Source organism: Carnobacterium sp. ISL-102 (assembly GCF_018612935.1).
GTDB classification, from domain to species: domain Bacteria; phylum Bacillota; class Bacilli; order Lactobacillales; family Carnobacteriaceae; genus Carnobacterium_B; species Carnobacterium_B alterfunditum.
Genome location: NZ_JAGGRF010000009.1, coordinates 15,530 through 30,386 on the forward strand (window position 1 = coordinate 15,530; position 14,857 = coordinate 30,386).

Here is a 14,857-nt window from a genome sequence, read left to right on the forward strand (position 1 = left end):
ACTCCTATTTGTTGTCATCTTCAATCATTTCAACATCTGCACCTAAAGCGGTGAGTTTTTCTACGATATGATCATAACCACGTAAAATGTTCTCTACTCCTGTAATGGTCGTGGTACCCTCTGCCATTAAACCAGCTGTCACAAGACACGCTCCTGCTCTTAGATCGCTTGCTTCTACTTCTACACCATGTAATTGTTTTATTGGTCCTTCGATTAAAATCATATCGCTCTCAACACGGGCATTTGCACCCATTCGTACCAATTCTGGTATATGATTGACACGCTTAGGGTAGATAGTATCCGTAATTAACGAGGTCCCCGTCGCCTTCAATAACAAAGGCGTTAAAGGTTGTTGTAAATCAGTTGCAAATCCAGGATAAGGAAGTGTTTTTATATTTATAGCCTTCAAACGAGTAGCTTCTTTTACTCGGATGCTGTCTTCACCAATTTCCATTGGTACACCCATTTCTTCCAACTTAGCTAACAATCCTTCTAAGTGCTCTACAATAACATTGTTTATCAGAACATCTGATCCAGCTGCTGCTGCCATAGATAAGTAAGTACCGGCTTCAATTCGGTCTGGTATAATGGTATGTCGACAGCCATGAAGCTCATCGACTCCATCTATCCGAATAATATCCGTTCCTGCACCTCTTACTTTAGCCCCCATATTGTTTAGTAACGTTGCAATATCAATAATTTCAGGCTCACGTGCGGCATTTTCAATAATCGTTTTACCTTTTGCTTTTACTGCAGCTAACATAACGTTGATCGTAGCTCCAATCGAAACCACATCTAAATATATTCTTGTTCCAACTAAACCTTTTTCATCGGTTCTTAGATACATGGCACCCATTTCATTATCTACAGTAGCTCCTAAAGCACGAAACCCTTTTAAATGTTGATCTATCGGACGAGGTCCTAAAAAGCATCCTCCTGGCAGTCCTACAACACCTTTTCCGAATTTAGTCAATAAAGCACCCATGAAATAATAAGATGCTCGTAAACTTTTTATTTTTCCATTTGGCATTGGGATAGAAACCATATGTGTTGGATCGATAGTTAGTGTTGAACCGTCAAAAGTAGTCTCTACTTTCATTATATTTAGGATATCGATCAATGAATGAACATCTTGAATATCTGGTACACCTTCTAAAACAACAGGCGAATCTGCTAGGATCGCAGCTGGTATCAAAGCAACTGTACTATTTTTAGCCCCATTGATGGTCACTTCTCCAGATAATTTTTTCCCACCATTAATGACTAATTTTTTCATGTTATACCTCCGTTTTATCTTTTAAAGAGTTAAGTTAAGTTAAGTTGATTTTCATTTTTATTTGAGAGCTATCAAACCATTTTTAATTGACGTCTAGATGTCCTAAATTAAAGGGGTGATCTTTATCAAACTTAGCTAGCTTTATTTCGATAAAGATTCCCATGTTCCTTACTCTTTTCCTTTATCTAAAGACGCTAATTCAATTTTACTATAACTCAAAACAACTTACAATTACTATATTTTTTGGTCCTGTTATTTTTAGTGGTGATAGATCAATCAAGTTACTCAGTCAATTTTTCTGAACGAATAGGATCCACTTGCAGACTTGTAAAGAATTCAATGTGCATTGCAAAATGTTAATGCTTCAGCAATCACGTTTTATTTGAGACTCGAAAATCTATCCATCCGAGAAGAAATTTCATTTTACTACACCAAAATCATTTACCAAACAGCCTATTTTTTAACCAAACAAAAAAACCTTACCAAAAGGTAAGGTTTTTTGTTATTTAATTAAGCTTTGTTTGAAGATCCAAATCTTTGCATAGTTGTTTTAACTGTTGCAACGATTGCATCTTTACCAGGTGCAATAACTTTACGTGGGTCATAAACCTTGTCGTCAGCATTTAATTTTTCACGTACAGCTTTTGTCCAAACTTGTTGTAATTCAGTATTTACATTGATTTTAGAATGTCCATTTTCAATTGCTTTTTTAATTTGGAATTCTGGGATTCCAGATCCGCCATGTAATACTAGAGGAGCTTTAGTTAATTCAGAGATTTCTTTCATTTCATCGAAACCTAGAACTGGTTCTCCTTCATAGTCACCATGTACTGATCCTAAAGCAGCAGCTAAAGCATCGATCTTAGCTTCAGTTACCATACGTAGACATTCTTGTGGGTCTGCGTAGTTTACTCCGCCAGTAACGCCATCTTCAGTACCACCAACAGTTCCAACTTCTGCTTCTACTGATACGTCTTTTGAATGAGCATATTCCACAACTTTTTTAGTTGCTTCAATGTTTTTATCAATTGCAAATGCAGAGTTATCGATCATTACAGAAGAAAAACCAGCATCTATTGCAGCTTTACAGCTTTCGAAAGAAGAACCATGGTCTAAGTGTAATGCAACTGGAACTGTGATGTTCATTGTTTCCATCAAAGCTTCAACCATTGCAGCTACAACTTTAGAGCCACCCATGTATTTTCCTGCTCCTTCAGAAACACCTAAAATAACTGGTGATTTTTCTGCTTCAGCAGCTGCTAATACAGCTTGTGTCCATTCAAGGTTGTTGATGTTGAATTGACCTACTGCATATTTACCTTCTAACGCTTTGTTTAACATATCTGTCATACTAACTAAACGACTCATATATTTTTTCCTCCTTAAGGAAATCTTTTTATTTACTAAGATACTCTTAGTCAACGATGCTATTATAACAAAAAAACATTAGAATATCTAGATTATTATAAACTTATCTAGTTTCATACCCTTTTTGTTATTAGTTATTTAATGCTGCTTTTACAAATCCTAAGAATAATTTTTGCGGGCGATTCGGACGAGAGATGAATTCTGGATGAAATTGACAAGCTATATAAAATGGATGGTCAGATAACTCCACGATCTCAACTAGACGATTATCGGGCGAAACTCCTGAAAAGACTAAGCCTTTTTCTTCCATCATATTCCGGTATTCATTGTTAAACTCATAACGGTGACGGTGGCGTTCTTGAACAACTTCAGCATTATCGTATACGTTCGCTGCTACAGACCCAGGTTTTAGTTTGCATGGGTATAGCCCTAGACGCAACGTACCTCCCATATTGACCACATCTTTTTGATTCAACATCAAATCGATAATGTTATATGGCGTATCTGGATCTGTTTCTGCTGAGTGAGCGCCTTCTAACCCTACAACATTACGTGCATATTCTACACATGCTAGTTGCATACCTAAGCAAATACCTAGGAAAGGAACCTTATTTTCACGTGCATATTGAATAGCTAAAATTTTACCTTCTAAGCCACGATCGCCAAATCCGCCTGGAACTAAAATCCCATCCGCATTTTTCAATTTACTTTCAACATTATCCGGTGTCACTTCTTCAGCATTGATCCAATCTACTTCAATTTCAGAATCTACCGCATATCCTGCATGATTTAATGATTCGATAACGGATAAATACGCATCTGGTAATTCAACATATTTTCCAACTAATGCAATTTTTGTTTTCTTAGATAAATGCAGTACTTTTTGTTCTAGCGCGATCCACTCTGACATGTCAGCAGGTGGGGCATCAATTTTAAGATGGTCACAAACGATTTGATCCATATTTTGTTTCTGCAAATTTAAAGGAATAGAATATAACGTATCTACATCACGTGACTCAATAATAGCCTCAGGATAGACATCACAAAATGAAGCTAGTTTATCTTTCAAACTTTGCGGAACAGGTTTTTCTGTACGGATGACTAAAAGATTGGGCTGGATCCCTAATCCACGTAATTCTTTCACACTGTGTTGTGTTGGTTTGGTTTTCATTTCACCAGCTGCGCCAAGATAAGGAATCAATGTTGTATGGATGTACATAACATTATCTGCACCAACATCACTTTTCATTTGACGTAAGGCTTCTAGGAAAGGTAATGACTCAATATCTCCTACTGTCCCACCAACCTCTGTTATGACGATATCAGAATCTGTTGTTTGTCCTGCACGCATAATTTTTTCTTTGATTTCATTGGTAATATGCGGAATAACTTGTACTGTTGCCCCCAAGTACTCTCCCTTGCGTTCTTTGCGTATGACTTCAGAATAGATTTTCCCCGTTGTTACATTCGAATATTGATTTAAATTGATATCAATAAACCGTTCGTAATGACCTAAGTCTAAGTCGGTTTCAGCTCCATCATCTGTTACAAAAACTTCTCCATGTTGATAAGGACTCATTGTACCTGGGTCAACATTGATGTAAGGATCAAATTTTTGGATCGTTACTTTTAATCCACGGTTTTTTAATAACCGTCCTAAAGATGCCGCTGCAATTCCTTTGCCTATGGAAGATACTACTCCACCTGTTACAAAAATATATTTTGTCATTTTTCCGACTCCTTCTATATTTATTAATCTAAAAAGAAAAAAACCACTAATCACTTTCATTTTTTTGGGTAGCAACAAAAAAACAAAGCCCCCTATCCATTAGTAGAATAGGGAGCTTTTTGATTACTTATAGTTCCTGTCCCTTTAATCTTTCAAGGGAGCCCAATGTAGATATTACACATTCCTACATAAAACGTCAAGTTATTCTTCTGGACAGCGTTTTTATCGAAAAACTACTATCAGAAAATAAATTCATTGAACTTTTTTGTTAATACTCTTCTTCGTCAGAATCTTCTTCATCTTCGTCTTCAATGATTGTAAGTTCCCCTTCAACACCGTCAGGTAATTCATCTTCTTCATCATCAGTACCTAGTTCAGACAAATCTTTCTTGTATTCTCCAAGATCTTCTTTATCTTCATCGTCAACCATTACACCGTGTTCATCAACAGAAACGCGTCCACCGTAAGTAGTAGCATTATCATCTTCTTCCTCTTCAGGAGAATCATCGTCCTCAGGGTCATCATCATTGTAATCAATATCATCTTCACCTGTAACAAATGCACTAGCTTTTTTGCGTTTTTTACGACGTGGAGCTTCGTCTTCATTTCCTTGAGTAACTTCTTCGTCAATAAAATCAATTGGATACCATGAACGCAATCCCCAACGATTTTCTCCTAAGGAAATAAAACTACCATCAATATTTAAATCTGTATAAAATTGAGAAGTTTTACTTGTAATTTCTTTTGAATTTATATTTAGAAAATCCTGTACTTCTTTTAATAAAGCTGAGAAATCAAGTATTTCTCCTTTTTGATCTAAGATGGCATGTGCTACTTCAATCATTGACAATTCATCTTTGTTTTGATCCTCAAATTGTGCTAATTTCACGAAAGCCACGTCCTTTCAACAGTCTATTCTTTATCATACAATATTTAAATAGTAAAAAGCAATTGTAATTTGTAATCTCCTAATTTTTCTTTTCCTAAAAATAAGTCATATTCAATATATACTCTCCCAGAAAAAGGTTCATCTGTATAACTGATTTGCATGTTTTTTGTCATTGTTTCAATTTTCACTTCACCTTGTGGCGTATGATAGAGCGTTTCAAACCGTTCGCCTTTATCAAATCTCATTCGCGTAGTCGTTTCACCTTTACGCGTAAGGGTAACGATTCCAGAAGGATCGATTTTAACCGTTACAGGAATGACTCCTGCTTCATAGGTTTCTTGGAAACGAATATAATAAGACGAATTCATTTGAACAACTTTACCAGCTTCGTCAAATACATGTTTTTCAGTTTCATTGCCTTGAGAAATGATCGTCTCTAAATGTATCTGAGCTGCTCTTCCTTTTGATAGATCCAATTGTTTCACCTCATAATTTTCAATTCCTATATTCACCATAGGTTTAGTGATTCCAACTATCTATTTTCACTTTATTGCATAACCATCTTATCATAAATAAAGGAAATATTATGCTTTTTATAACGGTTAAGGAAGAACCCTGCAATAAAATTTGTTATAATAGGATAAGAATGCTATTTCTAATCAAATAAAGGAAGTTAAACCAATGATAATTACTGATAATAAAAAAATCTCAACGGATTATTCTTATGAACTTTATGAAGCTGAAACAATGCCTTTTGCTAACAAAGCTATTTCTCATTTTGCTTTGACAGATAGTTTATTGCGTTATGCTGGAAAGTATCAAAAAAATATTTTGCATTTTTGGCCAACTTCAAATTTAGTCATTTTAGGCATGATGGATACCAAACTACCTTACTTCAAAGATGCTTTAGAAGTTATTGACCGTTACGCTCATCCTTATATTGTACGCAATTCTGGAGGGTTAGCTGTAGTTGGAGATGAGGGCGTGCTAAACTTTTCCCTTATACTACCTGAGAATCTTAAACAAAAAATGACTATAAGTACTGGATATGAGCATATGCTGCAGCTAATCAATGATTCTCTCAAAGACTATGGAAAAAAAAGCTTAGCTTATGAAATCAAAGACTCTTATTGCCCTGGAGAATATGATTTAAGTATTGACGGGAAAAAATTTGCCGGAATCTCGCAAAGGCGTTTAAAAAATGGCGTAGCAATCATGATATACATCAGTGTAACTGGCAATCAGTTTAAAAGAGCTGAAATGATACGCGAATTTTATCAAGCTGGATTAAAGGGCGAAACGGTAAAATGGCAATTCCCATCAGTTGATCCTGCCGTAATGGCTACATTGGAGGATTTGCTCGGTATTTCCTTAACTGTAGACGGAATGAAAAACCTGATCCTACGTACCCTTCTTAAAAACAATTGCACAATCATACCTGGCGAGTATTCTTCAGAGATAATAACCGACTATAATGAAGGTTTCGAAAAAATGATACACCGCAACCAGCAAATGCTTGGCACTTCAATTGATAAGGAGCTGATCAAATGAGCAGCCTTTATGATGGTAATTTACTACTGCCAATAGAACACGTTTTTCGTGATCCAGTCCATGATTATATTCATATTCAACATCAGATTATTTTAGATTTAATCAATTCAAGTGAATTTCAGAGATTACGAAGAATCAAACAATTAGGTACCTCTTCCTTAACTTTTCACGGCGCAGAACACACACGATTCACTCATTCATTGGGTGTATACGAAATTACTCGTCGAATCTGTGATACATTTGAGAGGAATTATGCCACTCAAACACCAGGCGACGGCGGCTGGGATGATAACGAACGGTTAGTTGCTTTATGCGCTGCACTTTTACATGATATTGGACATGGACCGTATTCTCACACATTTGAGCATATCTTTAAAACAGATCATGAAGAGATCACTGTAGCCATCATCACTTCTCCAGAAACTGAAGTTTACCAAATTTTATCTAAAGTGAGTGAAGATTTTCCAGAAAAAGTTGCCAGTATTATCCAAAAAACTTACCCTAATCCGCAAGTGGTCCAACTTATTTCTAGTCAAATCGACGCAGACCGGATGGACTACTTATTGCGCGATGCCTATCATACAGGTGTCAACTATGGTACATTTGATTTAACCCGTATCCTCAGAGTTATTCGTCCGTATAAGGATGGTATCTACTTCCAAATGTCCGGCATGCATGCCGTTGAAGATTACATCGTCAGTCGCTACCAGATGTACATGCAAGTCTACTTTCATCCGGTCTCTAGAGGAATGGAAGTCATTTTGGATCATTTGTTGAAACGGGCCAAAAAAATGTATGTTGATCCAGCGATCCAATTTAAAGACCAACTAAACTTACTTGGTCCTTTTTTTGAAAAAAACTTTACGCTTAAAGATTATCTGAAATTAGATGATGGCGTTTTAGCAACTTATTTCACCTTATGGAAAGAAGAAAAAGATCCAATTCTAAGCGATTTAGCTACGCGTTTTCTCGATAGGCACCCTTTTAAGTCAGTTAAATTTTCCAGTAAAACGGATATGGATCTGATTGAAGACCTAAAAGCGATCATTCGTGAAGCAGGATATGACACAGATTACTATACAGCTATCAATAACAGCTATGACCTTCCTTACGACTTCTATCGTCCGAACCAGAATACCAATCGCACACAAATAGAATTGGTTCGTCAAGATGGTACACTTGTTGAACTTTCTAAAGCAAGTGAAATTGTTTCGTCAATAGCAGGAAAGGTGCGTGGCGATGAACGGTTTTATGTTCCAAAAGAATTCTTAAAGCCGGATGCATCCAATGAAATCACCTTATTTGAGCACTTGTACGATGAATTTAACCGTTATATCAAGAATGGGGCTATTATTGACCCAAATAAAATTAGTGGAGGACTCACCTAAATGACAATAGAATTGATCGCTATCGATTTAGATGGCACGTTGTTAACACCCGAAAGAAAAATAAGCGCTAAAGTTAAAGAAACGATTGAAATGGCTAAAACGAAAGGCATAAAAATTGTCCTTTGTACTGGCCGCCCGTTGCCAGGCGTATTCCCAATCCTAGAAGCCTTAAATCTAGAAGAGGAAGGCGATTATGTTATTACCTATAATGGCGCATTAGTCCAACAATCACATAATGGAAAAGCTATTGCTCACCATACTTTGAGCTATGAAAATTTCCTGAAAATTGAGGCAATGAGTCGTCAAGTTGGGAGTCACTGCCATACTATTGACGAAACCCATATTTATACTGCTAATAAAGATATTAGTCCGTATAGCGTAAGAGAATCATCCTTAGTCAATATGCCTATTCGATACCGCACAGTAGAAGAAATGGATCCAACCCTTGAAATCAGCAAAATGATGATGATAGATGAACCAGATATTTTAGATGCTGCTATTGCTAAATTACCAAAAAGTTTTTATGCTGAGTATACTATTTTAAAGAGCGAACCCTTTTACCTTGAAGTACTGAATAAATCTGCTAGCAAAGGGCAAGCATTAAAGGATTTAGCACGTATTCTAGACATACCTAAAGAAAATATTATGGCGATTGGCGATAATGAAAATGATATAGATATGATCCAATACGCTGGAATGGGTGTTGCCATGGGTAATGCTGTTGCCAGTTTAAAAGAAGTGAGCGATTATATTACCGATACAAATGAGTACGACGGCGTTGCTACAGCAATTGAAGCCATTGCTTTTGAAAACATTTCTGTCGATAACTTATCTGACTAAACAAAAAGAAAAATAAGCTATGAGTATCTACTCATAGCTTATTTTTCTTTTTGTTTAACCTAGTAATTTCCCACCAACAGCGTAATTGCTTTTTTTCATATCTTCTATAATGACATGAACGCGATCTTCGGTTGCTCCGGTATTCTTTACTACTGCTTGTGTAATGTCTCTAACTAGACCTGCTTTTTGCTCTGCAGTCCGTCCTTCAACTAATTCAACATGTACTAATGGCATAAAAAAACTCTCCTCTCCATGTACTCTTCTCTTAATTCTAGCGATACCCTTTTTACTTTTCAACTAATTTTTTCTTTTTATTACTCCGAACAGATAATTAGTTTTTTTGATTCACTATTAGTATACTTGTTTTGCACGGTAATTTAGAGAGGAGCATTTCAAATATGACGAATTCAAAAGTATTATATCAAACTACAGCAATCAACACTGGTGGGCGAAATGGAGAAAGTCATTTGCCAGACAAGTCATTTTCTGTTCGAGTTTCTACTCCAAAAGCTATGGGCGGTCCTGGTCAAGGAAGCAACCCAGAGCAATTATTTGCACTAGGCTATAGTGCTTGCTTCAATTCAGCTGTAGAGCACATGATGAAACAAGATAAAATTTCTGGAAAAAGCCAAATTACGGCTAATGTTGAATTGCATTCAGACCCGACTGACGGCGGCTCTAAGCTTGCAGTGAAATTGGATGTTGGAATTGAAGGTCAAGATACTGCAACTACCCAAGAATTAGCAAACCGAGCTCATGCTTATTGCCCTTACTCCAAAGCAACTAGTGGCAATATCGATGTAACAGTGACCGCTGTTGCTTATGAAGCAGATAAATAAAAACTATCATTCAGAAGAGGCTGGGACATAACTAGCTGAGAATAAGAAAAAAAGGGTCTGTTCAGGAAACTGATGAACGGACCCTTTTGCTGTTCTAAATATATTAATTGTTTGAAAAATGGATTGGTGCCTTAAAAGAAATTTCTTCTGGAATAACGGATTTGCTTGTGGAGAGCCATGGAAACGCCTGAGACTTGAAAAAAAGTTGTCATGGTTGTTGCTGCTTTAGCAGCTTATAAACATGATACACTTGGGCATTATTTGCCCACAGTGCTTCATTTTAGGCTACAAGCAACTCCTTTTTCGCTAGAAATTTCTAGTGAGCAATCAAACTGATCTATTGATACCAAAAATTATAGACCCTATTTATCTAGATCATAAAATATTCGATCTATTTTTTTCTATGATTTTTATATTTTCTACCGGCGAGGTTCCTTTCAGAAGCAGCTTTGGAATCAATGGTTGGATAGGCAATGAGATTTGGATCATGCCCCAGTTTCTTCTTTGTTTTTTTATGATTTTATAGATTGATTCGTCTTCAAAAAAGAGCTTTCATATTGTTTTACCGCCCACTTATGGCTGCCTCTTTTTAGTTTAGTTAATGCTTCAGAAATAGATACCCATTCTAATTGATTGAAATCTTCTAACGGTTCACAAACTGATTCCCATGACTTACAAATATAAAAATAAGCAGGATTATGATAGTGTTGCTTGCGGTGTTTAGAATAATAGTATTCTTCTGCTTCACCGATAAATTGTCCTACCTCTATCTCGAAACCTAATTCTTCCATAGATTCTCGTTTTGCCGTTTCTTCATGCGTTTCATTCTCTTCTATTTCTCCACCCGGCAGCAAATAAGAGCCGTTTGGAGGCGAAACGAGTAGAATTTTATTTCTTTCTGAATCAGAAATAACTAGATGCACACCAACTCGTATCCGATAAACTTGATCATCTCTTTTTAAACCGAACGTTTTCATTACCATCTCGCACCTTCTCTTTTTTAATCATATCCTCATCTTTTCGAATCTTTTTCCTTATTATATTATGCATACAAAAAAAAGACAGCTCAAATTTAAGCTGTCTTAGATTGGATGTTATTCTATTTATTTAATCAATATTTACTCAATTCCTACTGCTTTTCGCAACGTTTTGTTCTGAACAACAAAATACAGCATTGCCATATTGATTGGCGCTAAAATTATATTTTGTATCAGTCGGGTTGGGAAAATAACGACTATCGCTTTATCTAAAAGCATCGTTAGCCACAAAGTATTTAACCCTAAGTTTACAAAAATGGTGACCAAAAGAATCGCTAAGATGATTCTTTTTAATGATTTAGGTTTCTTATAAAGAACCAGGCCATAAATCACTCCACCGATAAAGGCAGATAAAGTAAACCCTGGGAAAAACACTCCCCCACCAAATAATATAGTCCCTACTACATCTGTTATTGCTGAAGCCATTCCAGCTATCCAAGGACCATACAGCATAGCGATAATGGCTATTGGTAAAAAGCCAAAACCAACCCGTACAATAGGCGTTTCAATTGAAATAAATTGGGTCAAAACGATTTCTAACGCCATCAATAATCCAATTTTCGAAATGCTTCTTGCATCGTATTTATTTTTGTTCATTTTGAAGATCCCCTTTGAAGAGCTCCACACATAAAGATTTATGCAGCGAATGCAGAAACAAAACCGCAAATTGTGTAAACAATTTTTCGTTCGCGGGCAACATCCCATCCCAGCGACACTTAACGCTTTATTTCCTACTCTGATATATTACCTATTATATATATATTAGGCTAACTCACTATAGCACATTCTACCTATTTCTGATAGTAGCTAAGCAATCTTTAATATAGTTAGCAAATCAATAGTGTAAAGCGTCTGCTTATTACAGGAGTACCCATAATAATTTTGATACTGATGAACGTGGATTAGCCATAGCAACCGAACTACATGTCAGATATGCTCTAGATTTCTTAAATGAACAATAATTTTTTAAAAAATAAATAAATAGTTTTCTGAAAAGGATTGGGGCGAGTTGTTTTTGCCTCTTTTTTTTTTTTTATTTTAAAAAGACGATTTTAAATCGTGCAAAAACACAATATGTGGTGTAGAATAAATTATCGATAACTATATATAGCACAAATTGAAATCAACAGTTTATGCTATCTGTTGATTTACATATCTAATTTATTAAGGAGTGGTATCCATCATTGCAAATATATCTGAAAAAAAAGAAGCTAACATTAAGAAACTAAATGAAGCTATTCAAGCTTTCCCTCAAGTCCATCCGATAACTAGCGATATGAGGTTAACCTATAAAGGGGTTTCTCGGTTAGTCATGTTAGATCGTTATTCCTTTAAAGATCTTTCAAAATCAACTCTTGCTATTGGAGATTTGGTTGTTTTAACAATTAAACCTGACCCACAATACCCTACTAGAGGAACTGGATTTGTTACAGAGATCAATCATTCTCAACATACAGCTTCAATTTTAATCGATGAAGAGTTTCGAGGATCTATTGAAGATGAGCATGAGAAAAAAACGGGGATCATTACTTGCAGTCTAGATTTGATCGAAAAACCACTCGAAATTTTTTATGAGCAAATCGCTAAACGAAATGCGACTGGATTAGCCGCTGTAGAGTCAAATCCTGAAAAAAGGAAAGCTGCTTACACTGTCTTTTACGAAGAATTAAAGAACTTGAATTTTATCCCTGCAGGACGTGTTTTATATGGTGCAGGTTCAAAAACTGATGTCACTTATTTCAATTGCTATGTTATGCCTTTTGTTCCAGATTCTCGCGAAGGTATTTCGGATCACCGGAAACAAGTTATGGAAATCATGAGTCGCGGTGGCGGTGTTGGAACGAATGGTTCTACTCTTCGCCCTCGCCATACGCTAGCTCGCGGCGTGAATGGAAAATCATCAGGCGCTGTCTCTTGGCTAGATGATATCGCTAAATTAACTCACCTAGTTGAACAAGGTGGCAGTCGCCGTGGAGCTCAAATGATCATGTTAGCAGATTGGCATCCAGATATTATTGAATTTATTATTTCAAAAATGCAAAACCCGCGCATTTTACGGTATCTAATTGAAAATACAGCGGATGCTCAGATAAAGAAGTTAGCCACTGAAAAGTTGAAATTCACTCCTCTTACAGAACGCGAAACTGCTATGTATCAGAATATTTCAAATTATAAAAATGTACCAGGTTATGGTGGATTTGATGCACTAACGATGAAAGAAGTAACTGCTAAATTAAAAACTGGCGGTACCTATAGTGTCCATGATCCGGAATTTTTATCTGGCGCAAACATTTCGATTTGTTTAACGAATGATTTCATGGAAGCTGTTGAAAAAGATTCCGATTATGCGCTTCGCTTCCCTGCCGTAGAGACCTACAGTCCAGAAGATATGAAGGAATATAATGCTCATTGGCCAGAAGTTGGAGATGTTCGTGAATGGGAAGCTATGGGTCATGCAGTTCATACTTATCGTACAATAAAGGCTCGTGAATTATGGAAAATCATTACTATTTGTGCCACTTACTCTGCTGAACCCGGTATTTTCTTTATTGATAATGCGAATGAGATGACAAATGCTTCTGCCTATGGGCAAAAAGTTGTTGCCACCAATCCTTGTGGCGAACAGCCACTCGCTCCATATTCTGTGTGTAATCTAGCAGCTGTTAATTTAGCTGAGATGGCTAATAAAGAATCCGGAACAGTTGATTTTGATAAATTAAAACAAACTGTTCAAGTCGGAGTACGTATGCAGGATAACGTGATTGATGCTACTCCTTACTTCTTAGCAGAGAACGAAAAACAAGCTTTAGGAGAACGCCGCGTTGGTTTAGGTATTATGGGACTCGCTGACTTACTGATTTACTGTGGCGAAGAATACGGTTCTCAAAAAGGCAATCAATTAGTCGATAAAATATTTAAAACGATTGCTATTGCTGCCTATGAGGCTTCGATTGAATTAGCAAAAGAACGGGGCAGTTTCCCATTCCTAATTGGGAAAGATGATGCAGAGACAATTCAACTAAGAGAAAAGTTCATTCAATCCGGTTTCATGAAGAAAATGCCAAAACACATTCATGAAGGTATCTTGAAATATGGGATACGTAATTCTCATTTATTAACTGTTGCTCCAACAGGTTCAACAGGTACTATGGTCGGTGTTTCAACAGGACTTGAACCTTACTACTCGTTCAGTTATTTCAGAAGCGGACGCTTAGGTAAATTCATCGAAGTAAAAGCTGACATCGTTCAAGAATACCTAGAGCAACATCCAGAAGCAGATCCTGAACGATTGCCCAAACAATTCGTATCAGCAATGAGCTTAAAACCTGAGGCTCATGTTGATGTACAATGCACGATCCAACGTTGGATCGATAGCTCTATTTCTAAAACAGTCAATGCTCCTAAAGGTTATTCTGTCGAACAAGTTCAAAAAATTTATGAGCGTCTTTATAAAGGTGGAGCAAAAGGCGGAACCGTTTATGTAGACGGAAGCCGTGACTCGCAAGTATTGACTTTAAAAGCTGAAGAAACCATTTGGGACGAAGATTTAACTGAAGAAAACCTTTCTTCAGAACAAAAAGCGATTCAAGTCGCTACTGTTAGTGAAGCGCAAAATTATGGGAATGAAATTGGTGATACTTGCCCTGTCTGTCGTCAAGGAACTGTAGAAGATCTGGGCGGCTGCAATACATGCACCAATTGTAACGCTCAATTAAAATGCGGCTTGTAATAAAAAATATGTAATAAAAAAGGAACATCGGACAATTTAAATTGTCCGATGTTCCTTTTTTCATTCGAATGCTTCTAGTTCTTTTAATTGAGAGTCGCGTTGTGTTTTACGCCATTCAATAAATCCACTTCCTAGACCTCTCAGTAAAACTTCACTCGTTCCAAGGTTAGTTGCTAAAGGTATTTCATAAACATCACATAATCTTAGCAG

The 14,857-nt window shown here is 36.5% G+C and carries 13 protein-coding genes, 1 pseudogene and 1 riboswitch; of the genes and pseudogenes, 5 read left to right on the forward strand and 9 right to left on the reverse strand.

All coding sequences use genetic code 11. From position 1 onward, the window contains the following. Window positions 1–4: 4 nt before the first annotated feature. The 5 genes from murA to J7E16_RS06320 form a co-directional block, all read right to left on the reverse strand. Entirely contained in the window at window positions 5–1,276 is a 1,272-nt protein-coding gene (murA, locus tag J7E16_RS06300) for a UDP-N-acetylglucosamine 1-carboxyvinyltransferase (RefSeq protein WP_214890026.1), read from the reverse strand. 510 nt (window positions 1,277–1,786) lie between these two features. Beyond that, the gene (fba, locus tag J7E16_RS06305; protein WP_214890029.1) at window positions 1,787–2,644 is read right to left on the reverse strand and encodes a class II fructose-1,6-bisphosphate aldolase; all 858 of its coding nucleotides are present in this window, start codon (window positions 2,642–2,644) and stop codon (window positions 1,787–1,789) included. A gap of 130 nt (window positions 2,645–2,774) precedes the next feature. After that, on the reverse strand, window positions 2,775–4,373 hold the full coding sequence (gene pyrG, locus J7E16_RS06310) for a CTP synthase (RefSeq protein WP_214890032.1): 1,599 nt from the start codon (window positions 4,371–4,373) through the stop codon (window positions 2,775–2,777). Window positions 4,374–4,641: 268 nt separating this feature from the next. Beyond that, the gene (gene rpoE, locus J7E16_RS06315) at window positions 4,642–5,262 is read right to left on the reverse strand and encodes a DNA-directed RNA polymerase subunit delta (RefSeq protein ID WP_034547336.1); all 621 of its coding nucleotides are present in this window, start codon (window positions 5,260–5,262) and stop codon (window positions 4,642–4,644) included. 44 nt (window positions 5,263–5,306) lie between these two features. Next, entirely contained in the window at window positions 5,307–5,777 is a 471-nt protein-coding gene (locus J7E16_RS06320) for a YwiB family protein (RefSeq protein WP_251006098.1), read from the reverse strand. A 166-nt stretch (window positions 5,778–5,943) separates the two neighbouring features. Between J7E16_RS06320 and J7E16_RS06325 the strand changes: the two genes are divergently transcribed. The 3 genes from J7E16_RS06325 to yidA are packed head-to-tail and all read left to right on the forward strand — an operon-like array spanning window position 5,944 to window position 9,041. Next, on the forward strand, window positions 5,944–6,813 hold the full coding sequence (locus tag J7E16_RS06325; RefSeq protein WP_214890035.1) for a lipoate--protein ligase family protein: 870 nt from the start codon (window positions 5,944–5,946) through the stop codon (window positions 6,811–6,813). Further along, window positions 6,810–8,201, forward strand: a complete 1,392-nt coding sequence (locus tag J7E16_RS06330; RefSeq protein ID WP_214890038.1) for an HD domain-containing protein — start codon at window positions 6,810–6,812, stop codon at window positions 8,199–8,201. Before J7E16_RS06325 ends, J7E16_RS06330 begins: the two co-directional genes overlap by 4 nt. Beyond that, window positions 8,202–9,041 (forward strand): sugar-phosphatase, encoded by an 840-nt coding sequence (gene yidA / locus J7E16_RS06335; RefSeq protein ID WP_214890041.1) that lies wholly within the window; start codon window positions 8,202–8,204, stop codon window positions 9,039–9,041. 54 nt (window positions 9,042–9,095) lie between these two features. Here the strand turns inward: yidA and thmT are convergent, their stop codons facing one another. Continuing rightward, complete coding sequence (gene thmT / locus J7E16_RS06340) at window positions 9,096–9,275, reverse strand: 2-hydroxymuconate tautomerase (protein WP_214890044.1); 180 nt, start codon at window positions 9,273–9,275, stop codon at window positions 9,096–9,098. 164 nt (window positions 9,276–9,439) lie between these two features. On the opposite strand from thmT, the gene J7E16_RS06345 reads away from it, so the two are divergent. Beyond that, on the forward strand, window positions 9,440–9,880 hold the full coding sequence (locus J7E16_RS06345) for an organic hydroperoxide resistance protein (RefSeq protein ID WP_214890047.1): 441 nt from the start codon (window positions 9,440–9,442) through the stop codon (window positions 9,878–9,880). Window positions 9,881–10,392: 512 nt separating this feature from the next. Here J7E16_RS06345 and J7E16_RS06350 read toward each other — a convergent pair. Then, entirely contained in the window at window positions 10,393–10,863 is a 471-nt protein-coding gene (locus tag J7E16_RS06350; RefSeq protein WP_214890050.1) for an NUDIX domain-containing protein, read from the reverse strand. 135 nt (window positions 10,864–10,998) lie between these two features. Next, window positions 10,999–11,514: a folate family ECF transporter S component gene (locus J7E16_RS06355; protein ID WP_214890053.1), complete on the reverse strand. Its 516-nt coding sequence runs from the start codon at window positions 11,512–11,514 to the stop codon at window positions 10,999–11,001. Between the two features lie 41 nt (window positions 11,515–11,555). Further along, window positions 11,556–11,658, reverse strand: a riboswitch (THF riboswitch). Between the two features lie 439 nt (window positions 11,659–12,097). Between J7E16_RS06355 and J7E16_RS06360 the strand changes: the two genes are divergently transcribed. Continuing rightward, complete coding sequence (locus J7E16_RS06360) at window positions 12,098–14,647, forward strand: vitamin B12-dependent ribonucleotide reductase (RefSeq protein ID WP_214890059.1); 2,550 nt, start codon at window positions 12,098–12,100, stop codon at window positions 14,645–14,647. Between the two features lie 60 nt (window positions 14,648–14,707). Here J7E16_RS06360 and J7E16_RS06365 read toward each other — a convergent pair. Then, window positions 14,708–14,857 (reverse strand): annotated as a pseudogene (locus J7E16_RS06365) (methylglyoxal synthase); the annotation flags it as partial.

Excerpts from the sequence above, each read along its gene's own strand:
- J7E16_RS06330 (WP_214890038.1), top strand. The coding sequence starts at position 6,810 with ATGAGCAGCCTTTATGATGGTAATTTACTACTGCCAATAGAACACGTT.
- thmT (WP_214890044.1), bottom strand. The coding sequence starts at position 9,275 with ATGCCATTAGTACATGTTGAATTAGTTGAAGGACGGACTGCAGAGCAA.
- J7E16_RS06355 (WP_214890053.1), bottom strand. The coding sequence starts at position 11,514 with ATGAACAAAAATAAATACGATGCAAGAAGCATTTCGAAAATTGGATTA.
- J7E16_RS06325 (WP_214890035.1), top strand. The coding sequence starts at position 5,944 with ATGATAATTACTGATAATAAAAAAATCTCAACGGATTATTCTTATGAA.
- J7E16_RS06345 (WP_214890047.1), top strand. The coding sequence starts at position 9,440 with ATGACGAATTCAAAAGTATTATATCAAACTACAGCAATCAACACTGGT.
- J7E16_RS06350 (WP_214890050.1), bottom strand. The coding sequence starts at position 10,863 with ATGGTAATGAAAACGTTCGGTTTAAAAAGAGATGATCAAGTTTATCGG.
- murA (WP_214890026.1), bottom strand. The coding sequence starts at position 1,276 with ATGAAAAAATTAGTCATTAATGGTGGGAAAAAATTATCTGGAGAAGTG.
- J7E16_RS06320 (WP_251006098.1), bottom strand. The coding sequence starts at position 5,777 with ATGGTGAATATAGGAATTGAAAATTATGAGGTGAAACAATTGGATCTA.
- yidA (WP_214890041.1), top strand. The coding sequence starts at position 8,202 with ATGACAATAGAATTGATCGCTATCGATTTAGATGGCACGTTGTTAACA.
- pyrG (WP_214890032.1), bottom strand. The coding sequence starts at position 4,373 with ATGACAAAATATATTTTTGTAACAGGTGGAGTAGTATCTTCCATAGGC.
- fba (WP_214890029.1), bottom strand. The coding sequence starts at position 2,644 with ATGAGTCGTTTAGTTAGTATGACAGATATGTTAAACAAAGCGTTAGAA.